The 20,798-nt window shown below is 62.0% G+C and carries 18 protein-coding genes; 11 read left to right on the forward strand and 7 right to left on the reverse strand.

Going from position 1 to position 20,798, the window contains the following annotated elements:
• Window positions 1-73: 73 nt before the first annotated feature.
• Window positions 74-1,927: an ABC transporter ATP-binding protein gene (locus tag JTP94_RS32200; RefSeq protein ID WP_204854420.1), complete on the reverse strand. Its 1,854-nt coding sequence runs from the start codon at window positions 1,925-1,927 to the stop codon at window positions 74-76.
• 391 nt (window positions 1,928-2,318) lie between these two features.
• On the opposite strand from JTP94_RS32200, the gene JTP94_RS32205 reads away from it, so the two are divergent.
• From JTP94_RS32205 to JTP94_RS32215, 3 genes are all read left to right on the forward strand, one after another.
• A complete protein-coding gene (locus JTP94_RS32205) occupies window positions 2,319-2,798 on the forward strand; it encodes a tRNA (cytidine(34)-2'-O)-methyltransferase (RefSeq protein WP_204854421.1) in 480 nt (159 codons plus the stop codon).
• Between the two features lie 94 nt (window positions 2,799-2,892).
• A complete protein-coding gene (locus tag JTP94_RS32210) occupies window positions 2,893-4,032 on the forward strand; it encodes a hypothetical protein (RefSeq protein ID WP_204854422.1) in 1,140 nt (379 codons plus the stop codon).
• A 207-nt stretch (window positions 4,033-4,239) separates the two neighbouring features.
• Complete coding sequence (locus tag JTP94_RS32215; protein ID WP_204854423.1) at window positions 4,240-5,883, forward strand: Na/Pi cotransporter family protein; 1,644 nt, start codon at window positions 4,240-4,242, stop codon at window positions 5,881-5,883.
• Between the two features lie 49 nt (window positions 5,884-5,932).
• Here the strand turns inward: JTP94_RS32215 and JTP94_RS32220 are convergent, their stop codons facing one another.
• Entirely contained in the window at window positions 5,933-6,193 is a 261-nt protein-coding gene (locus JTP94_RS32220; protein ID WP_204854859.1) for a hypothetical protein, read from the reverse strand.
• Window positions 6,194-6,362: 169 nt separating this feature from the next.
• On the opposite strand from JTP94_RS32220, the gene hemF reads away from it, so the two are divergent.
• The 3 genes from hemF (at window position 6,363) to JTP94_RS32235 (ending at window position 7,965) form a co-directional block, all read left to right on the forward strand.
• Window positions 6,363-7,274 carry an oxygen-dependent coproporphyrinogen oxidase gene (hemF, locus tag JTP94_RS32225; protein ID WP_204854424.1) on the forward strand — a complete coding sequence of 304 codons (912 nt, stop codon included), beginning with the start codon at window positions 6,363-6,365 and terminating at the stop codon, window positions 7,272-7,274.
• 93 nt (window positions 7,275-7,367) lie between these two features.
• Window positions 7,368-7,646 (forward strand): hypothetical protein, encoded by a 279-nt coding sequence (locus JTP94_RS32230; RefSeq protein ID WP_204854425.1) that lies wholly within the window; start codon window positions 7,368-7,370, stop codon window positions 7,644-7,646.
• Between the two features lie 133 nt (window positions 7,647-7,779).
• Window positions 7,780-7,965, forward strand: a complete 186-nt coding sequence (locus JTP94_RS32235; RefSeq protein ID WP_034504051.1) for a DUF1059 domain-containing protein — start codon at window positions 7,780-7,782, stop codon at window positions 7,963-7,965.
• 15 nt (window positions 7,966-7,980) lie between these two features.
• Here the strand turns inward: JTP94_RS32235 and JTP94_RS32240 are convergent, their stop codons facing one another.
• From JTP94_RS32240 to JTP94_RS32250, 3 genes are read right to left on the reverse strand one after another with little or no spacing between them, the layout of a single operon-like run.
• Window positions 7,981-9,237: a CCA tRNA nucleotidyltransferase gene (locus JTP94_RS32240; protein WP_204854426.1), complete on the reverse strand. Its 1,257-nt coding sequence runs from the start codon at window positions 9,235-9,237 to the stop codon at window positions 7,981-7,983.
• Window positions 9,234-9,869: an NUDIX hydrolase gene (locus JTP94_RS32245; RefSeq protein ID WP_034504049.1), complete on the reverse strand. Its 636-nt coding sequence runs from the start codon at window positions 9,867-9,869 to the stop codon at window positions 9,234-9,236. The genes JTP94_RS32240 and JTP94_RS32245 overlap by 4 nt, the downstream gene beginning before the upstream one ends.
• Window positions 9,866-10,489: a DUF1285 domain-containing protein gene (locus JTP94_RS32250; protein WP_204854427.1), complete on the reverse strand. Its 624-nt coding sequence runs from the start codon at window positions 10,487-10,489 to the stop codon at window positions 9,866-9,868. The genes JTP94_RS32245 and JTP94_RS32250 overlap by 4 nt, the downstream gene beginning before the upstream one ends.
• A gap of 168 nt (window positions 10,490-10,657) precedes the next feature.
• Here JTP94_RS32250 and JTP94_RS32255 point away from each other — a divergent pair, with 168 nt between their 5' ends.
• Genes JTP94_RS32255 through JTP94_RS32275 form a run of 5 tightly spaced genes read left to right on the forward strand, consistent with a single transcriptional unit; the run spans window position 10,658 to window position 17,942 of the window.
• On the forward strand, window positions 10,658-11,671 hold the full coding sequence (locus tag JTP94_RS32255) for a MoxR family ATPase (protein WP_204854428.1): 1,014 nt from the start codon (window positions 10,658-10,660) through the stop codon (window positions 11,669-11,671).
• 26 nt (window positions 11,672-11,697) lie between these two features.
• A complete protein-coding gene (locus tag JTP94_RS32260; protein WP_204854429.1) occupies window positions 11,698-12,618 on the forward strand; it encodes a DUF58 domain-containing protein in 921 nt (306 codons plus the stop codon).
• Window positions 12,615-15,437, forward strand: a complete 2,823-nt coding sequence (locus tag JTP94_RS32265) for a DUF4159 domain-containing protein (RefSeq protein ID WP_204854430.1) — start codon at window positions 12,615-12,617, stop codon at window positions 15,435-15,437. The genes JTP94_RS32260 and JTP94_RS32265 overlap by 4 nt, the downstream gene beginning before the upstream one ends.
• 1 nt (window position 15,438) lies before the next feature.
• A complete protein-coding gene (locus JTP94_RS32270; protein WP_204854431.1) occupies window positions 15,439-17,511 on the forward strand; it encodes a hypothetical protein in 2,073 nt (690 codons plus the stop codon).
• A 5-nt stretch (window positions 17,512-17,516) separates the two neighbouring features.
• Window positions 17,517-17,942 carry an N-acetyltransferase gene (locus tag JTP94_RS32275; RefSeq protein WP_204854432.1) on the forward strand — a complete coding sequence of 142 codons (426 nt, stop codon included), beginning with the start codon at window positions 17,517-17,519 and terminating at the stop codon, window positions 17,940-17,942.
• Window positions 17,943-17,981: 39 nt separating this feature from the next.
• Here the strand turns inward: JTP94_RS32275 and JTP94_RS32280 are convergent, their stop codons facing one another.
• Window positions 17,982-19,973 (reverse strand): PhoX family phosphatase, encoded by a 1,992-nt coding sequence (locus JTP94_RS32280; protein ID WP_204854433.1) that lies wholly within the window; start codon window positions 19,971-19,973, stop codon window positions 17,982-17,984.
• 144 nt (window positions 19,974-20,117) lie between these two features.
• Window positions 20,118-20,690: a GNAT family N-acetyltransferase gene (locus JTP94_RS32285; protein WP_204854860.1), complete on the reverse strand. Its 573-nt coding sequence runs from the start codon at window positions 20,688-20,690 to the stop codon at window positions 20,118-20,120.
• Between the last annotated feature and the right edge of the window lie 108 nt (window positions 20,691-20,798).

A 20,798-nucleotide genomic window follows, 5' to 3' on the forward strand; every position in this document is an offset into this window, starting at 1 on the left:
GATTGGATGCGGCGGGCTCACCACGAATGAGGCGCCAACAGAAAGGGCGGCCGAAGCCGCCCTTTCCTTATGCTTACTCCGCTGCCGCCTCGGCCTCTTCGTGGTCGGCGAGGAAGCCGCCGGACTGGCGGCTCCAGAGCTCGGCATAGATACCGCCGTTCTGGACCAGTTCCTGATGCGTGCCCGTCTCGATGATCCGGCCCTTATCGAGGATGATGAGGCGGTCCATCTCGGTCAGCGTAGACAGGCGATGCGCAATGGCGATCACCGTCTTGCCGTGCATCAGCGCGAAGAGGTTTTCCTGGATCGCCGCTTCCACTTCGGAATCGAGCGCCGAGGTCGCCTCGTCGAGCACCAGGATCGGCGCGTCCTTCAGGAAGACGCGGGCGATCGCGATGCGCTGCCGCTGGCCGCCGGAGAGCTTGACGCCGCGCTCACCGACCTGCGCATCCAGCCCCTTGCGGCCCTGCATATCGACCAGCCCTTCGATGAACTCCCAGGCATTGGCGCGCTTGGCCGCCTGGGTCACCTCTTCGTCGGTCGCGTCCGGACGGCTGTAGGCGATGTTGTCGCGGATCGAGCGGTGCAGCAGCGAGGTATCCTGCGTCACCACGCCGATCATCGAACGAAGGCTGTCCTGCGTCACCCCGGCGATGTCGTGGCCGTCGATGGTGATGCGGCCGCTCTCCAGATCATAGAAGCGGAGCAGCAGGTTCATCAGCGTCGTCTTGCCGGCGCCTGAGCGACCGACGAGCCCCACCTTTTCGCCGGCGCGGATATCCAGGGTCAGATCCTCGATGACACCCTTCGCTTTGCCATAGTGGAAGCGAATGTGGTCGAAGCGGATCGCGCCCTGCTTGGCCGTAATCGGCGAAGCCGTCGGCTGGTCGACGATATCATGCGGCTTCGTCATCATTTCCATGCCGTCATAGACCGTGCCGATGTTCTCGAAGAGCGCCGAGACTTCCCACATCACCCACTGCGACATGCCGTTGATCCGCATGGCAAGGCCGATGGCGATGGCGATCGAACCGACTGCGATCGAGCCGTTAAGCCAGAACCAGATCGACAGTGCCGAGACGACGAACAACGCCGCGCAATTGTTGGTATAAACAGCAGCGTTGAACATCGTTATCTTGCGCATTTGCTTGTGCACGGTGCCGAGGAATTCCTCCATGCCGGCCCTGGCATAACTCTCTTCGCGACCCGCGTGTGAAAACAGCTTCACCGTCGCGATGTTGGTATAGCTGTCGACGACACGCCCCGTCATCGTCGAACGCGCATCGGCCTGTTGCGCGGCGATTTTGCGCAGCTTCGGCACGAAGTAGGAGACGATGCCGACATAAATACCGAGCCAAAGCACGATCGGAATCACCAGTCGCCAGTCCGCCATCGCGATGACGAAGATCATCGACAGAAAGTACGTGACCACATAGACGAAAACATCGAGGACCTTCATGACGGTTTCGCGCACGGCAAGCGAGGTCTGCATCACTTTGGTGGCGACACGGCCCGCGAACTCGTTGGCGAAAAAGGTCATGCTGTGGCGCAGCAGGAAACGATGCATCTGCCAGCGCGCGATCATCGGGTAGTTGCCGATCAGCACCTGGTGCATGATGAAGCTGTCGAGCACTGCCGCAAGCGGCAGGCCGACAAGCACCATCGCTCCCATCCAGAAAAGCTTGTGCCATTCCGTTTGCAGGAAGGTCGCCCTGTCGGCCTTCGTCAGCCAATCGACGATGTCGCCGAGGAACTGGAACAGCGCCACCTCCCCGATCGCGATCGACATGGTGAGGATGCTCATGGCGATCAGCCAGGGCGCAGCCGGCTTGGTATAGTGCCAGCAGAAGGCAATCAGACCACGCGGCGGAGCGTCCGGTATCTCGCTCGGAAATGGATTTAGTCGGCGTTCAAACCAGCCAAACATTGAAATGCTCCAGAGACTCGACCTTTTGACCACCCGCTGCGCCTAAAGGTCGCAGACTGATATGGTGACCGGGCGATGAAAGAACGAGGCCATATTGGCCGCGCAACGAAACGAAAAGGGGGACCTGCGAAAGTGCGCCTTAAAGCGCCCTAATCAGAACCGTGGGTTCACGGCACGGAGGCGCATCATTACAAAGGTGATATCCATCTGTGCCTCCTATTTCGCTGGTTGTAGAGCGAGTGTCTTTTAGCGCGCATTTCCTATTTTGAAAAGTGAAATATGCCTGAAAAATGGGCTGAAACCTTCAATTGTACTGATGGGAGACATCACAGAAATCGAGGGATCGAGGAAAATCGAAGACAAATCCGGGTGATTTCGCTAATTCCAGCGCATGACCACGCTTCGCATCGCCCTCTACCAACCCGACATTCCCGGCAACACCGGCACGATCCTGCGTCTGGCCGCTTGCCTCGGGCTCGGTGTCGACATCATCGAACCGGCAGGTTTCGACATATCGGACCGCAACTTGAAGCGCGCCGGCATGGACTACCTCGCCACCGTCACCCTGACCAGGCACGTGAGTTGGGAACGCTTCGAGGCATGGCGTTTGGAAAGCGGGCGGCGACTGGTGCTCGCCTCCACCAAAGCGGCCGAGCGCTATACCGACTTCACCTTCCGCGGCGACGATATTCTCCTCTTCGGCCGCGAGAGCGCCGGCGTGCCCGAGCATGTGCATGGCAAGGCCGATGGCCGCATTCTGATCCCGATGGTCGAGGGCCAGCGCTCCATCAATGTTGCCATGTCGGCGGCCATGATAGCAGGCGAAGCGCTGCGGCAAACGCAATGGTCACAGACGCCGCACCGGGCCTGAATGTCGCGCCCGAATAGGCGTTGGCACGTCGGATAAAGTGTGAGAAGCTTGGCCTTGGAATGCTCTAACTCAGGCAACCTTGGCGAGGTGACCCATGTTCCAGACGGCATTCACACTCTCCCTCATGCAGTTCGCGCGCACCTTGAGCCTCCCCGAGCGGCTCCAGCATTCGCCCCTACGCAATCTCGCTCTCGAAGGCCTTCGCCAACGGAATGTCGCGCTCGACGCCCTGTTTTACGACATCAAGGTGATCACGCCGGAAGAAGCCGTCTACATCAGCGACTCGCTGGCCGCCGAAGGCGCGATCATGATCGTGCCACCAAGCGGTGGTGCTGCGATAACCCTTTGCGAGACGGTCAGCGAATTCGTGCTGCGAGGCGGCGATAAGGTGCGGGCACTCGCCGTCGCCGGCATCGGCGGCTCCGCGCTGGGTGCGGCCGCCTTTGCGCGAAACGTGGCCGATGCAATCCAGGGGCCAGTCGCCGTTGTCGTCTCCGGCTACGGCATCGCCGATGTCATCACCGAGGCTTTCGGCGGACTTTTTTTCTTCGGCCATCTGAGGGGCATGCGGCCGATGTTGGAAACATTGGACGACCTTGCCGGACGTCCCAAAGTCGGAGCCTATGGCGACGGTGCGGCCGCCCGCACCAGCCTAGATACCAGAACCGTGCAGGCGCTTCTGGCGGACCCCCGCCTCTCCTTTCGCTTGCTGGTCGGCCACTCCAAAGGCAATCTGGTGCTTTCCGCCGCCCTGCATGATCTTTGCAAACAGGATGAGATACGGGTCGCAAACCTGGCCGAGACTATGAAGATCGTGACGATAGGTGCACGCATCGCCATGCCGCCGCTGTTCACCGACGTCGTCGATGTCATGGGCGAATGGGACTGGTTCGGCGAAATCAATTCCCGACCGTTCATCCATGCCGATCGACGCATTCCCCATGCCTGGCATCACACGAATACCGATTTGGGCGGCCATTTGCCTGTGACATCAACGCTTAGGGAAATCCTGGCGGCCTCGCCAATGGCAGCGGATGCGCGGGCCGAGGAACATCCCTCTGAAACATCGCCGACGGCGACCGGGACAATCGTTGCCTTGTCCTCTGCCCGCCCCGGACCGCGACCCGCGACGATCGAAAAGATCAAAAAGGCCTTCTCGGCCGGCACACTGACCAGCACGCCATACATTGAACCCGGCTCTTCCGAAGATCTGCAACCGCCCAAACCGTATTGAGCGGGGCCATGCGCAAATACTGACCCTATATGTCGCAACTGATGATGGACTAAGCTCACGGCAAGCGTATAATGCTTAGCCGGCGAGCAAAATCGTCGCACTCCATCCAACGCGATTATGTTCTGAAATTCACGCCTTTTCAGTAGGTTATTATCGCTTTCGGATTCATCGACGACATGGCGGCATGAGAGAGATCAAGAAGAAAAAATGGAATCTACCATTGTCATGATCAATCTGTTCGGGGCCGTCGCTCTCCTGCTTTTCGGCCTTGCACAGGTGAAGGACGGCGTGTCGCGCGCCTTCGGCGCCAAGCTCAGGACGGGCCTTGCCAAGGGCACGCGCAGCGGCGGACACTCATTCCTATCCGGCTTCCTGGCGACAATCGCGCTGCAGAGCTCCACGGCCACAGCGCTGATGATCGCCTCCTTCGTCGAGCGCGATCTTGTCCTGCCGAGCATGGCACAGATCGTGCTGCTTGGCGCCAATGTCGGCACTGCGGTCACGGCATGGATCGTCGCGACCGGCATCGAATGGCTGTCCCCTCTCATCATTCTCATAGGCATCGTACTCTATCGCCGATCGTCGACCGCCAAACAAGGCGCTGGAGCGGCGCTGATCGGTATCGGGCTGATGTTACTTTCGCTGCAATTGCTGAGCCTTGCTACCGCACCGATGCGGCAATCGCCGGCGCTTGGCGCCTTCATCGGCCTGCTTGACGGTGCGCTGCCGGTAGCGCTCATCTTTTCAGCGGTGCTGGCGTTCGTATCCTCGTCCAGCCTTGCCGTCGTCGTGCTGATCCTGTCGCTTGCGGCCACCGGTATACTGTCTCCCGCATTGACCGTGGTGCTCGTGCTCGGCGCCAATCTCGGCGGCGCGATCCCGCCGGTCATGGCGACCCTCTCCGGGCCGGCGACCGCACGGCGCGTCACCCTCGGCAACCTGATCGTGCGCACGATCGGCTGCCTCATCGCCCTGCCGCTCGCAGGCTATATTGGTGATTGGATGCAAAGCCTTCATCTCTCGCCGGCCAAACTGCCCGTGGATGTGCATCTGCTCTTCAATATCGTCCTCGCCGTCTGCGCCTGGCCCTTCTCGCGCCTGCTCTCAAGAACCATGCTGAGGGTCGTGCCCGACGATCCAAAGACCGACGACGGGCCGAAATTTCTCGACCAGCAGGCCCTCACCACGCCTGTCGTGGCACTCGCAAGCGCCACGCGCGAGGTGCTTGGCGTCGGTGATCTCATCGAGCGCATGCTGATCCGCACGGAGAACGCTTTTAACGACAACGACCTATCGCCTTTGAAGGAAGTCCCGATTCTGGAGAAGCGCGTCGACAAGATCCAGCAGGAGGTGAAGATCTACCTGTCGAAGCTCGGGCGCGACGGGCTGGATGCCGAGAACGGCCGGCGTTCCATCGTCATCATCGACTATGCCATCAATCTCGAACATATCGGCGACATCATCGAGAAGGGCCTTGCCGAGCAGGTGGCGAAGAAGATCGGCAAGGGCCTGACCTTCTCGGAGGATGGATACCGCGAACTGCGAAGCCTCTTCAGCCTGACGATCGACAACCTGCGCATCGCCCAGACCATCCTCGTGACCCGCGATTCCAATCTCGCCAGGCAGCTGATGGAGGTAAAGGTCGACGTTCGCCGCCTGGAGAAACAGTCCTCCGAGCGCCATCTCGAAAGACTGCGCGACGGCCGCGTCGACAGCCTCCAGACCAGCTCGCTGCATCTCGACATGCTGCGCGATCTGAAGCGCATCAATGCCCACATCGTTTCGGTGGCACATCCGATCCTGGACGAGAGCGGGCTGCTGATCGAAAGCCGGTTGCGGAGCACGCAATAGGAGCGCACAGGCTCATCGCCTGCCATCGCAAGCCGCAATTTCGTCCGGCTCAATCCGCCGACGGCAAACGCCGCATGGTGAATTCGATGCGATCGCCCTCGATCTGACGCCAGCTTTCGACTTCGGTCCAATAGGCGGCTTTGGGGAATTCATCGAACCATTCGCGCGCCTTGGCGCGTGCGTCGGGGCGACTGAGACAAAAGGTCTCGCGAACGAAATCGCTCTTTCTGCCGGTTGGATGTTCCTGCCGGTAGCGGAATATTCTGTTTCTCAGCCCATCTAGGGGCGGCGGTCCGGGTATCTTCATGATAAAACCTCGCCAATGGGAGGGAACATAATACCGCATCGGGAAATTTGCGAGTCGATTTTCCTGCGACGTCGCTGCACTGGCTGCGCCGTAGTGTTGCTGCTATTCAAAATCACGATACATACGGTACGAATCGCGGGCCGCCGGCTGCTCGCACTGTCGGAGAGCATGCATGGAACGACCCAATCTTCCCAAAGGACTACCCGAGGATATTGAAGCAAAGAAGGAGGCGGCGCGAAGCTGGTTCGAGAGCCTGCGCGACGCGATCTGCGCCGAGTTCGAGCAGTTGGAGAACGAGCTTGCCGGCCCCCTTTCCGATCAGGAGCCAGGACGTTTCGTCGCCAAGGACTGGCAGCGGGAAAAGGGCCAGGGCGGTGGCGGCCGCATGTCGATGATGGAAGGCCGCGTCTTCGAAAAGGTCGGCGTCCATACCTCGACCGTCTATGGTGAATTTTCTCCCGATTTCCGCAGCCAGATACCGGGCGCCGAGGAAGACCCGCGCTTCTGGGCGTCTGGCCTGTCGCTGATCGCCCACCCGGTTAATCCGAACGTGCCGGCCGTGCATATGAATACCCGCATGGTGGTCACGACCAGTCACTGGTTCGGCGGCGGCGCCGATCTGACGCCGGTGCTCGACCGTCGCCGCACGCAGGAAGACCCCGACAGCGCCCTTTTCCACCGCGCCATGCAGATCGTCTGCGACCGGCATGCCGTCGCCGACTATCAGCGTTACAAGAGCTGGTGCGACGAGTATTTCTTCCTGAAACACCGCAACGAGGCACGCGGCATCGGCGGCATCTTCTTCGACTGGCTGCATTCCGAGGAGGAAGCGGGCGGCTGGAATGCCGATTTCGCCTTTACCCGCGACGTCGGTCGGGCCTTCTCCATGGTCTACCCGCGGATCGTCCGCTCGAATTTCAATGAGACATGGTCCGAGGAGGATCGCGACGAGCAATTAATTCGTCGCGGACGCTATGTGGAGTTCAATTTGCTGTACGATCGGGGTACAATATTCGGACTGAAAACAGGCGGCAATGTCGAGTCGATTCTATCGTCTCTGCCGCCAGTGGTGCGTTGGCCTTAGGGCGTTCAACACAAAATGATCAGACAGAACCCTGAAATCGCCCGCAGGAGTGCTTAGGTTACGTAATGCTCGTTTCAATCGGAGGAGGTTGTAATGGCAGTACAGAATCAAGTCACGGAAGTTTCGAAGGAGCAGAAGCTTTCGCGCGCAGTCGATAGTCCGGAATTCATCATCCAACTGGCCGAGGATATGCGGATCCGCAGTGGATCCGATTTGCCGCTTTCCTGCTTTATCGAGCAGGTGAGAATGCAGCTGGCAGGCAAGTCGCCAAGCGAAGTCGCCCGCATGGCGGACGATCGTTCGGCCAGACAAGCGCCCATTGCGAAATATCAGTCTTCGGACTGCTTCAAATCCTGGGCAATGCCGGATTGAAATCCGGAAGCACGCGTCCGGCAAGCAAAGAGCTTTGCCGGACGAGAGAAACCTTTTCCAGCCCGTTGCGTTTTAACTTTCATGCCCTTCGGCATGAAGGAATGTCCAAGCGTTGAAATATGAGGAGGAAAATATGCGACTGTTCGAATGTGGTACGCTGGTGCCTGGCTGCACCTGGCACACTCGCGCCAAGGACGATGCCGAGGTGGTTCGTCGCGCCGTCGAGCACATGCGTGATGCGCATGGCGAAACAATCGTCCGGGAAAACATGGTCGATAACATCAAGGCACGCATTCGCGACGAGGCAAACGCGGCCTGATTTGCCACCTGGCTGTCAGGCGCTCGCCAAATCCTTGAGTCGGGCGAGAAGTTTCGCCCGGCTCATCGCGAAGTTCCCATCGAGCCATTCCTGCTCGAGCTTGCCGAGAACCTCCCCGACTCGGGGGCCGGCGTCTATGCCTGCGGCAAGCGCATCAGCCCCGCCGAGCGGGAAAGCCGGCTTCTTCCATTTCGTCGTTCGCTCCAGCAATTTGCCGAGTCGCGCAGCGCGCGCCATCTCTTCGAAATCGCCCTCCGCCTTGCCCCGCGCAACAGCAAGCGCGAGCTTTAGCCGCGCGGCAACGCCCGATGGATCATGGCGATAGAGCAAGCGATCGAAGGCCGCTTCCGACATGTCGTCCTTGATCGCGGGCATATTTGCCCAGGCCTGCAGACAGGCCGTCTCAGCCTTCGACAGGCGCAGCCGCTCGGCGAGCTTGGCAAGTCTCGCCGCATCCGGCGGTACGATGGCGGCAAGCCGCAGCAAAGGATCGGACGGCCAGCCGAGAGCCTGTTCGGTGGTTACGAGCGCCGGAATGGCATCGATGCCCCATTTTTCCGTTTCCGGCAGAACCTCGGTCAATACCCCGACCTGGCGCATCCAGAGCAGCGCCCGGCCGGGATCCTTGGCTGCGAGCAGCTTCTTCATCTCCGACCAGACGCGCTCGGGCGACAGCGCGGCGATCTTGGAACGGGCCGCCGCGCAGGCGCGCAGCCCGTCGGCATCCGGCCGGCCGCTGCCGTAATGCGCAAAGAAGCGGAAGAAGCGCAATATGCGCAGATGATCTTCGGCAATCCGCGTCGCCGCATCGCCGATGAAGCGGATATTGCGACGCTCGAGATCGGCAAGCCCGCCCACCAGGTCGACCACCTCGCCATCGGCCGAAGCATAGAGGGCGTTGATCGTCAGGTCGCGCCGCTCGGCATCGGCCTGCCAGTCCTCGCTGAAGGCGACGCGGGCGCGGCGCCCGTCCGTCTCAACATCTCGCCGCAAGGTCGTGATCTCAAACGGCTTTCCGTCGATGATCAGGGTGACCGTACCATGCGCGATGCCGGTTGGCACCGCCTTGATGCCTGCCGCAGCCGCTCTTTCGACAACGGCCTCCGGCAGCAATGTCGTTGCGATATCAATATCGGCGACCGGCAGCCCCATGAGACTGTTACGCACCGCACCGCCGACGACACGGCCCTCGCCGCGATCGGCATTCAGCAGCGACAGCACCCGCTGCAGCGCCTCATCCCGGAACCAGGCCTCACCGGCAACGGACGTCATGAATAGAGCCTTTCGTAAAGCGTGCGGACGATGCCCGCGGTAATGCCCCAAATCATCCGTGGCCCATAGGGCATGCGATAGAAATGACGCTCGATCCCCTGCCATAGCATGGTGTCGGTGGCGTGGTGGTTGGGATCCATCAGGAAGGAGAGCGGCACCTCGAAGGCATCCTCGACCTCGGTCGGATTGAGAGCCAGATCGAAGCCGGGCTTCACCACGGCGAGGATCGGCGTAATGCGGAAGCCGGTGGCTGCAAGATAATGCGGAAGCCGCGCGACGGGCTCTATGAAGATATCGGCAAGGCCGATCTCCTCGCCCGCCTCGCGCACGGCGGCCATTTCCGGCGAAGCATCTTCGGGATCGACCGCCCCACCCGGAAAGGCGATCTGGCCGGAGTGCTTGCGCAACGTCGACGTCCGCAGCGTGAAAATCACCTTGGCGTCGTCGCCGCTGTCGACAACAGGCACGAGCACCGCCGCATCCCGCAGCTTCAGGCCCTCGACCTGCAATATCGTTTCGGGATTGAGGAGATGATCGCCGTGATCCCGCCAGGCAAGCTCGATCGGGCCACCACTCTGATTGAGGGCGCGCCGCCGAAATTCATCCGCGGAATAAAGAGGGAATTCGCTCATCGCGTCAGCGCATCCAGTTCGGCAACCGGCATGACGGGAAAAATAGAACTACCGGAGCGCACGCAGAAGATTTCCCGCCCGGCAATTTCGACAGGCTCGCCGAGTTCTACGAGATCATACATGACCGCGCGCGTCACCAGGGCTTCCAACCGACCACGGACGTGCAGATACGGCTTCAGCTCATCATTCTCGCCACGGATGACAAAACGGATCGGATGCTCCCTGCCCGCTTCGACGACATCGCCGACATTGGTGCGGAAAGTCAGCACGCGTCTGCCATCGCGCTCGTTCACGCTCATCTCGACGGCGACGAACGGCGCATCGACGACGCGGATCCCAACCTTTTCCACAGGCGTGACGAGGTAGGTCTTCTCGTCCTCGTCCTTGCGCAGGACTGTGGAAAACAGGCGCACCAACGGCGCACGACCGATCGGCGTGCCCAGATAATACCAGGTGCCGTCAGCGCGGATTTCCATGTCGATATCGCCGCAAAATGGCGGATTCCAGCGATCGACGGGCGGCAGGCCCTTCTTGCGGCCGCCGCTGTCGCCGGCTGCGCGCGAAATCAGCGCCGCGAGACTCGCCGCATCACCGGTTGCCTTGATTTCCTCGGTTGCCATTCTTCCGTCCCGGTTGGCCATTAGTCACGAATACGACAGTATCTCACGAGATAGTCATTCGAAACGTGCTTGTCAGCCGTCTTCGTGGCGATAAGTTGTATTGGTTATGAAGCAAATGTGTAAGGTTTGCGAATCGCGCGCGCCGTTTTTCTGCCATTGGAGATGCAAATGGGCATGATCAAATCGACCGAAACGAGCCTCGACGAGCAGGCGATCATTGCATCGGCCGAGAAGGCGCTGAGCGATATCGCCAACATACGCGAAGAGGTATCGAAGGTCATTTTCGGCCAGGAAAGCGTCGTGGAGAATACGCTGCTTGCCGTGCTCGGGGGCGGTCATGCCCTGCTTGTCGGCGTGCCGGGCCTTGCAAAGACCAAGCTCGTGACCACGCTTGGCGCCGTCCTCGGCCTTGCCTCCAGCCGCGTGCAGTTCACGCCCGACCTGATGCCCTCGGATATTCTCGGCTCCGAAGTCATGGATCAGGACGAAAGCGGCCGCCGCTCCTTCCGTTTCGTGAAAGGCCCGGTCTTCGCGCAGCTGCTGATGGCAGACGAGATCAACCGCGCCTCGCCGCGCACGCAATCGGCGCTGCTGCAATCGATGCAGGAGTATCACGTCACCATCGCTGGCCAGCGGTATGACCTGCCCGCGCCCTTCCATGTGCTGGCAACACAGAACCCGCTGGAACAGGAAGGCACCTATCCGCTTCCGGAAGCCCAGCTCGACCGCTTCCTGCTGCAGGTCGATGTCGATTATCCGGAGCTTGCCGACGAGCGTAAGATCCTGCTCGAAACCACTGGCATCAGCGAAGCGACGCCGCAGGCCGTCATCGATGCCGAGCGCCTGTTGGAGATCCAGCAACTGATCCGTCAGATGCCCGTCAGTGACGGCGTGGTCGACGCGATCCTGTCCCTGGTGCGCTCCGCCCGACCCGGTCAGGGCAATGCCTCGACCGACAAGCACGTTGCCTGGGGCCCCGGACCTCGCGCCGGCCAGGCGATGATGCTCTGCGCCCGCGCCCGTGCGCTCTACGAAGGCCGGCTTGCACCGTCGATCGACGACGTGCATGCGCTTGCCGAGCCCGTGCTCGAACATCGCATGGCGCTGACCTTTGCCGCCCGCGCCGAAGGCATGTCCGTGCGTGATGTCATCGCAGGGCTGGTAAAGCAGTCGAGAACCTAAGCTGGATGTCGAGGAGAGTATAGCGCGTGGCATCCATCGGACAGATCGTCAGACCGACTTCAGGCAACGATGCCCTCTCCCGCGCCCGCAGCCGCGCCGCCCTCGTGCCGGATTGCCTCGTCGAAGCCAAGCGCATCGCCAACACGGTCATCGCCGGATGGCACGGGCGGCGCAAGCGCGGCATCGGCGAGAATTTCTGGCAGTTCCGCCCCTATAGCGAAGGCGAGAGCCTTTCGCGCATCGACTGGCGCCGTTCGGCCCGTGACGATCACACCTATATACGCGACCATGAATGGGAGGCCGCTCACACGATCTGGCTCTGGGCCGATCTGTCGCCTTCAATGATGTACAAATCGACCTATGGCCATGCTTCCAAGGAAAGCCGCGCGCTGGTGCTGATGCTGGCGCTCGCGGAAATCCTCTCCCGTTCCGGCGAGCGCATCGGCTGCCCCGGGATCATGGAACCGGTCTCGACCCGCAATGCCGCCGAGCGGCTGGCAGCGGCCCTGATGCACACGCCGCTCGAAGGCGGCCTGCCGCAGACGGCAATGATCCGTGGCTGGAGCGACATCGTATTGATCGGCGATTTCCTGGATGATGCCGATAATGTCATGAGCCGGATCGGACCTCTGGCGCGCCGGGGGTTGCGTGGTCATGTCGTCGAAGTCGCGGATCCCGCCGAGGAAATCTTTCCCTACAGCGGGCGCACCGAGTTCAGCGACCCCGAAACGGGCTCGAAGCTGATTGCCGGTCGCGCCGAAAACCTGCGTGACGATTATCAGCGCGCCTATCTCGCTCGCCGCGAAAGTCTCGGCCAGTCGCTGCGCCATCTCGGCTGGACCTTCCTGAACCATCGCACCGACCGGCTGGCATCGGAAGCGCTTGTCGCCGTGCATATGTATCTTTCCGGTATGCCGGCCAAGGTGACGTCTGGAGGCCAGCCATGAGCGGTCTTTCCTTCGCTTTCGCCTCGCCTGCCATCCTCGCGGCATTGATCCTGCTGCCCGCGATCTGGTGGCTCCTGCGCCTCACGCCGCCGCAACCGCGCGCGGAAGTCTTCCCGCCGCTGCGCATTCTGGCGACGATTCTCAAGCGAGAGGAAACGCCGGCGCGCAGCCCGTGGTGGCTGACGCTGCTGCGCATGCTGCTGGCCGCCCTCGTCATCCTCGCCATCGCCAACCCGATGTTCAATCCGCGCACCAACACCCTGTCGGGCAGCGGACCGCTGGTGTTGATGATCGACAATAGCTGGGCAAGCGTCTCGGACTGGGAGCGCCGTGTTCGAACCGCGGACGCACTGATCGACGATGCCGACGCCAAGGGCATTCCCGTTTCGGTCGCCTTTACTGCCGAACAAGGCAATGACGCTACGCCCGGTGCTGCGACAGCGGCCCGCGACAAGCTGCATGCGATGAATCCAAGACCGCTGGTGCCCGACCGCCAACGCGCCGCCGACGCCGTGAAGGCGGCGCTCAACGGCAGCAAGCCGGGCACGATCGCTTTCATCTCCGACGGCATCGAGAGCAAGGACAAGGACGATATCGCCAGCCGGCTCGCCGCCTTGCAGCCGAGTGAGCTGCGGCTGATCGAAGGTGACGGCAGCGACATTCTGGCAATCACCGGCGCGGCCAATACCTCCAAAGACATGACCGTAACAGCGACCCGGCTGAACGGCGGCAGCCCGTTGCGCCTGGGCCTCACGGCGCAGGACAACCAGGGTCGGCCGATCGCCGCCGGTTCACTGACCTTCGCCGGCGGCCAGACGGTCGCTACCGGCTCCATCGCCGCTCCCTTCGAGATGCGCAACGATTTTGCCCGCATCGGCATCGACCGGAATGCCAGCGCCGGCAGCGTCTATCTGCTCGACGATGGCTTCCGCCGCCGCCGCGTGGCACTCCTCTCCGGGCAGGCGGCCGACGAATTCCAGCCGATCCTGTCGCCGCTCTACTATATCCAGCGCGCCCTTCAGCCTTATGCCGACCTGATCCAGCCCAATAGCGCCGATCTGGCGAAATCGATCCCCGAATTGCTGGCCGGTAATCCGTCCGTGATCATCATGGCCGATGTCGGCCGCCTGCCGCAGGAAAGCTATGCGCCGCTGCAGCGCTGGATTCAGAATGGCGGCACGCTCGTGCGCTTTGCCGGTCCGCGCCTTGCCGCCGCGCCTGCCGATGATCCGCTCGTGCCCGTGACGCTCCGGCAAGGCGAGCGCACTTTCGGCGGCGCACTCTCCTGGGCCGAGCCGCAGCCGCTTGCCGACTTCCCCTCCTTCGGCCCCTTCGCCGGCATGCCGAAGACGACCAATGTGTTGGTCAAACGGCAGGTTCTGGCCGAACCGACGCCGGATCTTGCCGAACGCACCTGGGCGAGCCTTGCAGACGGAACCCCACTGGTCACCGAGAAGCAGATGCAAGCCGGCCGCATCGTACTGTTCCACGTCAGCGCCGAACCGCAATGGTCCGACCTGCCGATCTCGGGCGACTTCGTCGAGATGCTGCGTCGCATCGTCCAGCTGTCGCGCTCCGGCGGCGTCACGTCGACGCAAGGCGCAGCCAAGGCAACCGAGGCCATGCCGCCATATCGGCTCCTGACCGCCAAGGGCGTGCTGACCAGCGAGATCGGCAGTGCCCGGCCGCTCGAACCGAACAACAAGGAGACGGCCGTCGCCAATTTCGACAATCCGCCCGGCCTCTACGGCTCAGAGGAAGGCTTTATCGCGCTTAACGTCCTGCCGCGCGGCGCCGAGCTCAAACCGCTGGACACATCAGCTGCCGGCGCAGTGGCGCGGGAAGGCTTGATCGGCGGCGAGGCATGGTCGGCCAAGCCGATCCTCTTCACCCTCGCCTTCCTCGTCCTTTTGGCCGACAGCCTGATCGTACTCTTCATGAACGGCGCCTTTCCTCGCCTGGGCAGGTCGACAAAGACCATCGCCGGCGGGGCCGCGATGCTGCTGCTGGCCCTCTCGGTCGCGGTCTTCCTGCATCCGACGAGTGCCTTGGCCGACGATTCCAAACCCGGCGACGACACCATCTATTCGCGGCTCGACAAGACGCACCTTGCCTATGTCGTCACGGGCGAATCCGACGTAGATCATGTTTCCGAGCGCGGCCTTGCCGGCCTTTCCGACTACCTCACATATCGCACGACATTGGAGCCAGGCCCGCCGGTGGGGCTGGACCCCGCCAAGGATGAGCTCGCCTTCTATCCGCTCATCTACTGGCCGATATCGGCGACGGCGCCGATGCCGTCCAACGACGCCATCAACCGCATCGATGCCTACATGCGCAACGGCGGCACTGTGCTCTTCGACACGCGCGACGCCCTCGACACCATGGGCGACACGTCGACGCCGAGCCCGAACGGCCAGCGGCTGCAGCAGATCCTCGCCAATCTCGACATTCCGCCCCTCGAGCCGGTACCTGCGGGTCATGTGCTGACCAAGTCCTTCTACTTGCTGTCAAGCTTCCCCGGCCGCTATGCCGACAGCCCGCTCTGGGTCGAGGCGCGTCAGGATACGCGCCGGGACGGCAATGCTGTGGCTTCCTCGGATGGCGTGACGCCGATCATGATCACGGGCAACGACTTCGCCGGCGCGTGGGCAGTGGACGACAACGGCGCGCCGCTGTTACCGACCGTGCCTCCCGACGAGACCCAGCGCGAATATGCCTACCGTACCGGCGTCAACATCATGATGTACATGCTGACCGGAAACTATAAGTCCGATCAGGTGCACATCCCGGATATCCTGCAACGGTTGGGGCAGTAAGATGAATATCGGTTTTGCCCCGTTCCTGCCCTGGCCCGTGCTATCAGCCCTCGCGGTGCTGACGATCGCCATCGCGGCGCTTGCGATCTACCGACGCCTGCGTGGCGGCTGGATCCGCGCTCTGGCCGCCTTCGCTCTGCTGGCAGCACTCGCCAACCCCGTGTTGATGCAGGAAGACCGCGATCAGCTCACGACCATCGTTCCCGTCGTCGTCGACCGCAGCCTGAGCCAGGACACGCCGGAGCGCAACAAGATGACCGACGATGCCCTGGCGATGCTCAAGGATCGCCTGGCGCAATTCCCGCGTATAGAACCCCGCATCGTCGAGGCGCGCGATCCGGCGGAATCGGATTCGCCATCGACGCGGCTTTTCGCGGCCCTCTCCTCGGCGATCGCGGACGTGCCGCCCGCCCGGATCGGCGGCGCGATTTTCCTGACCGACGGTCAGATCCACGACATCCCCGGCGTGAACCAGCAGCTCGGTTTCGATGCACCCATCCACGGACTGATCACCGGCAAGCCCGATGAGTTCGATCGCCGCATCGAAATCGTGCGTGCCCCCCGCTTCGGCATCGTCAACGACGAACAGCAGCTCATTCTGCGTGTCGTCGACGACGGCAAAAGCCCGGGTGGCACCGCTGCCGTGACCGCCAAGATGAATGGCGACGAGATCGCGACGCTACAGGCAACACCGGGCCAGGATACGCCCTTCAGCTTCAAGGTGCCGCGCGCCGGCAACAACGTCCTCGAATTCTCCGTCGCCGAAGTGCCGGGCGAAGTCACGCCCATCAACAATCGCACGGTCCAGCTGATCGAGGGCATTCGACAGAACATGCGCGTCCTGCTCGTCTCCGGTGAGCCGCATGCCGGTGAACGCGCCTGGCGAAACCTGTTGAAATCGGATGCCTCCGTCGATCTCGTGCACTTCACCATTCTTCGTCCGCCGGACAAGCAGGACGGAACGCCGATCAACGAATTGTCGCTGATCGCCTTCCCGACGCGCGAGCTCTTCGTCGATAAGATCAACTCTTTCGACCTGATCATTTTCGACCGTTACCAGGACCGCCAGAACGTCCTGCCGACGATCTACTATGATTACATGGCGCAATATGTCGAAAACGGCGGCGCGCTGCTGGTGGCAGCCGGTCCCGAGCATGCAGCCGGAAATTCGATCGCGCTGACGCCGCTCGCCTCGGTGCTGCCGGCGGAACCGACCGGCCAGATGATCGAGAAGCCGTTCTATCCGCGCCTGTCGGAGCAGGGTCGCAAGCATCCGGTGACGCGCGGCCTGGACGGATCCGACACCGAACCGCCGCATTGGGGCCGCTGGTTCCGCAGCGTCGATGTCGAAAAGCCGCAAGGCCAGACCGTGATGGTCGGCGCCGACAACAGCCCGTTGTTGGTGCTGAACCGTGTCGGTCAGGGCCGTGTCGCCATGCTGCTCTCCGATGAGGGCTGGCTCTGGGCACGCGGCTTCGAAGGCGGCGGCCCTCATGTGTCGCTCTATCGCCGCATCGCCCACTGGCTGTTGAAGGAGCCGGCGCTGGAAGAAGAAGCACTGACCGCGAACGCCGGCGGCCGCACGCTGGAGGTGACACGCCAGACCGTCGGCGACGACCCCGGCCCGGCCACGATCAAATCGCCCTCCGGCAAGACACAGACATTACCGCTGAAGCAGACGCAGCCGGGTCTCTACCAGGCAGAAAAGCGCATGGACGAGATCGGGCTTTACCAGATCGCCAATGGCAATCTTTCGACGCTCGTCCATATCGGCGCGATCGACGCCCCTGAGTTCAAGGCGATGATCTCGACCACCGAGACGCTGAAGCCCCTCGCGCAAAAGACCAAGGGTCTTGTCACCCGTATCGCCGGTACCAATGGCGGCGTCACGGTCCCGCAGGTGCTGCCAGTGCGCGGCGCCGTCCGCGTTGCCGACGGCCAGCGTCTGACCATCCGCATGACCGACGAAACTGTGCTGAAGGGGATCAATTCCCTGCCCCTGTTCGCGGGCTTTGCCGGCCTTGCCGCCCTGCTCTTTGCCTTCTCCGCCACCTGGTGGCGCGAAGGGCGGTGAATGCTATGACGCAACTCGATGTGACCGATACCCCCTCCGAAAGCGAACTTGCTGCAATCAGCGAGGGTTTGACGGCCTTCAACACCGCCGATGTCGGCCCCCCCAAACGCCGCCCGCTCGCCGTGCTGATCCGCGACGAAAACGGCAAGACCATCGGTGGCGTTTCGGGCTACACGGCCTGGGGATGGTTGTTCACGGCATGGCTGTTCGTGCCGGAAACGCTTCGCGGTCAGGGCATGGCGGGAAAGCTGCTCGAAGCGGCGGAAGTGGAAGCGATGGACCGCGGCTGCCAAGGCGCTTGGATCGACACCTTCAATCCGCAGGCGCTGCGCGCCTATCAACGGCAGGGCTATGTCATCTTCGGCGAATTGCCGGAATTCCCAGCCGGCCGCAGCCGTTTCTTCCTGCAGAAAAAGCTATCGCCCCGCTGATCACAGCGGGGCGACGATTTTCGCTTCTATTGCAAAACCTTAGACGGCGATCTTGCCGCCGCCGGCCTTGGTGATGGCAACGACAGCCGGACGAACAGGCATGTCCGGCTTGAAGTCCGGCCAACGCGTCGACAGATCCTCGTAATAGGACGGACGGCCGTGACCGGACCAGTCATCGCCACCGTCGCCCGGATGCTGCACGGCAACGAAGGCCGTCTGGTCATCCGGCAGGAAGAGCGGGCCGCAAAGCTCGGCACCGACAGGCACGCGATAGAACAGCTTCGAGGTCGCACGCGCGGCACCTTCCGTATCGACGGCCCAAAGACCATCGGTACGGCCGGTCGCCTTGTTGCTGTTGCCGTCGGTCGCCACCCAGAGACGTCCGGCAGCATCGATCGAACAGTTGTCCGGCATGCCGAACCAGCCGTTCTTCGTCGTGTCGGTGGAGAAGGATGCGCCGACAGCCGCGACGGAAGGATCGCCGCACTTCAGCAGCACTTCCCACTTGCCTGACGTCGCCGAGAATGCGCCACCGTCCTCGCTGATCTCGATGATGTGACCAAAGGCGTTGTCAGCGCGTGGGTTGGCGGCATTCACCTGCTCGGCCTTGCGCTTGGTGTTGTTGGTCAACATCACATAGACCTTGCCATTGACGGCATTGGGTTCGATGTCCTCTGGGCGGTCCATCTTCGTCGCCCCGAGCAGATCGCCGGCGCGGCGGGTTTCGATCAGCACGTCGGCCTGGCTCGTGAAGCCGTTTTCCGTCGTCAGCGGACCCTGGCCGAACGTCAGCGGCAGCCATTGCAGCGCGCCGTCGTCGGAGAACTTGGCGGCATAGAGCGTGCCGTTGTCGAGCAAGTCGAGGTTGGCGGCGCGGTCGGCTTCATTATAGGCGGCAGCGGTCACGAACTTGTAGACATAGTCGAAGCGTTCGTCATCGCCGAGATAGAAGACCACGCGGCCATCCTTCGAAACGATGTTGGCGGCGCCCTCGTGCTTGAAGCGGCCGAGCGCCGTGCGCTTCTTCGGCACCGACTGCGGATCGAAGGCGTCGACTTCGACGATCCAGCCAAAGCGGTTCGCCTCGTTCGGTTCCTTGCCGAGGTCGAAGCGGTCATGGAAGTTCGCCCACTCATATCCGCCTTCCGGCACGCCGTAGCGCTTGTAGTTGGCGGCCTCCTTGTGGCCTTCGGGCAGCTTGCCGGAGAAATAGCCGTGGAAGTTTTCCTCGGCCATGATGTAGGTGCCCCACGGCGTCACGCCGCCGGCACAGTTGTTGAGCGTGCCGATCACCTTCTTGCCGCTGGCGTCTGCCACCGTCTTCAGCCGCTCGTCGCCCGCTGCCGGGCCGGTGAGCTGCATCTCGGTCATGGTCGTGATGCGACGGTTGTACTTGCCATCAGGCACGACCTGCCATTTGCCGTCGACCTTGCGGATCTCGACAATGGTGCCGCCATGGGCTGCCATTTCGATATCCACCTGCTCCTTGCTCAGCGGTGCCTGCTTGATTTTACCGTCCGCAACGGTCACCAGGCCCGGAAACATCAGGTGCGGGTTGGTGTATTCGTGATTGACGACCAGCAGGCCGTGCTCGGACGAGCCGCCGAGCGGGATATAGCCGACATAGTCGTTGTTGTAGCCGAACTGGCGGCGCTGTGCTTCTGCCGTCTGGTTCTTCGGATCGAAGGCAGGTGAGTCGGCGAAAACGGCATCGCCCCAGCGCAGCAGGACATTCGCGTCATAGCCTTCCGCGACATGATGATCAGCATCGACACCGGCTTCGATCTCCTTGAAGATGAAGGCGGAACCGCCGGCTGCGCGTGCCTTTTCAGCGCTCATCAAAGCAACAGGCCCCACCGTTGCAGCGATGGCGGAAACGGCGAGCGACCCTTGCAGGAAGCCACGGCGCGAAAAACGACGACTGATGATTTCCCCCATCGTCGGATTGTCGGTGCAGTTGTGTCCCTCCCCGTCGGCTTCTTCGAGCTGACTGGTCGGGAATATGTCTTTCTGTGTGAGATTTCCTGTCATTGCTTTACCCCCAAAGTTTAGCAATCGCCCCGAATTAGGGCGAAGAAAACTCTTAGGTTGGCTATATGACAGGTCGATGAAAAATGACCGAGCGTCGGAATGCGAGAGCCACGGGCTGAAGTACAACTGTGGATGACGCAACCGCTAGACCGCAATTGCGGTCAGCGGCACCATTTCATCCGGATCTTCGTCTTCGGCAATAATGGCCAAAGCAGAATCATCACGCCAGACGATCGAACCATGCAGCCGCGCATGCGTGTCGGCGGCAATCGGCACGACCAGAACACGGTTGGGATCGACCGGACCCGGAAACATCAGGGCGTTATAAGCGACCTTTTCGAAGCCGAGCGGGCCGTAATAGGGCGGGTCGCCGACAAGGATGACCGCTTCCGACCCCTTGCGTTTGGCGGCTTCGACGGCGATTCGCACGAGTTCGCGGCCGATACCCTGGTTCTTGTGCGAGGGCCGGACCGCGAGTGGCCCAAGCAAATGCCCCTTGACCGAGCCGACCAGCACCGGCGTCATCCGCACGGAGGCGATCGTTTCTCCGTCGTCGGCGCAGATGAAGGACAGCGTGCGATCATGCGGCCCCTGCTCACGAATCCGTGCAGCGGCGCGGGTGAACCGGCCGGGGCCGAATGCTTCTTCGTTGATGAGTTCGATGACAGCGTCGTGCGACGCATCCTCAGTGAGGTAGACCAGATCGTGCTTGTACATTAGACCAAGGAAACCAGATAGACAGACGGAATTGTTCACGAAGGCGCTCGTCGAGCGTTCGGGATCATCGGCGTCGTCGCAGGCTTCTGGTAACTTTCATGACAAGGG

It is taken from the genome of Martinezella lusitana (assembly GCF_016901135.1).
Lineage (GTDB): Bacteria > Pseudomonadota > Alphaproteobacteria > Rhizobiales > Rhizobiaceae > Rhizobium > Rhizobium lusitanum_D.

Bases quoted from the DNA above. Each gene is read 5' to 3' on its own strand.
- JTP94_RS32200 (WP_204854420.1), bottom strand. From the start codon at position 1,927: ATGTTTGGCTGGTTTGAACGCCGACTAAATCCATTTCCGAGCGAGATA.
- JTP94_RS32205 (WP_204854421.1), top strand. From the start codon at position 2,319: ATGACCACGCTTCGCATCGCCCTCTACCAACCCGACATTCCCGGCAAC.
- JTP94_RS32210 (WP_204854422.1), top strand. From the start codon at position 2,893: ATGTTCCAGACGGCATTCACACTCTCCCTCATGCAGTTCGCGCGCACC.
- JTP94_RS32215 (WP_204854423.1), top strand. From the start codon at position 4,240: ATGGAATCTACCATTGTCATGATCAATCTGTTCGGGGCCGTCGCTCTC.
- hemF (WP_204854424.1), top strand. From the start codon at position 6,363: ATGGAACGACCCAATCTTCCCAAAGGACTACCCGAGGATATTGAAGCA.
- JTP94_RS32230 (WP_204854425.1), top strand. From the start codon at position 7,368: ATGGCAGTACAGAATCAAGTCACGGAAGTTTCGAAGGAGCAGAAGCTT.
- JTP94_RS32235 (WP_034504051.1), top strand. From the start codon at position 7,780: ATGCGACTGTTCGAATGTGGTACGCTGGTGCCTGGCTGCACCTGGCAC.
- JTP94_RS32240 (WP_204854426.1), bottom strand. From the start codon at position 9,237: ATGACGTCCGTTGCCGGTGAGGCCTGGTTCCGGGATGAGGCGCTGCAG.
- JTP94_RS32245 (WP_034504049.1), bottom strand. From the start codon at position 9,869: ATGAGCGAATTCCCTCTTTATTCCGCGGATGAATTTCGGCGGCGCGCC.
- JTP94_RS32250 (WP_204854427.1), bottom strand. From the start codon at position 10,489: ATGGCAACCGAGGAAATCAAGGCAACCGGTGATGCGGCGAGTCTCGCG.
- JTP94_RS32255 (WP_204854428.1), top strand. From the start codon at position 10,658: ATGGGCATGATCAAATCGACCGAAACGAGCCTCGACGAGCAGGCGATC.
- JTP94_RS32265 (WP_204854430.1), top strand. From the start codon at position 12,615: ATGAGCGGTCTTTCCTTCGCTTTCGCCTCGCCTGCCATCCTCGCGGCA.
- JTP94_RS32270 (WP_204854431.1), top strand. From the start codon at position 15,439: ATGAATATCGGTTTTGCCCCGTTCCTGCCCTGGCCCGTGCTATCAGCC.
- JTP94_RS32275 (WP_204854432.1), top strand. From the start codon at position 17,517: ATGACGCAACTCGATGTGACCGATACCCCCTCCGAAAGCGAACTTGCT.
- JTP94_RS32280 (WP_204854433.1), bottom strand. From the start codon at position 19,973: ATGACAGGAAATCTCACACAGAAAGACATATTCCCGACCAGTCAGCTC.
- JTP94_RS32285 (WP_204854860.1), bottom strand. From the start codon at position 20,690: ATGTACAAGCACGATCTGGTCTACCTCACTGAGGATGCGTCGCACGAC.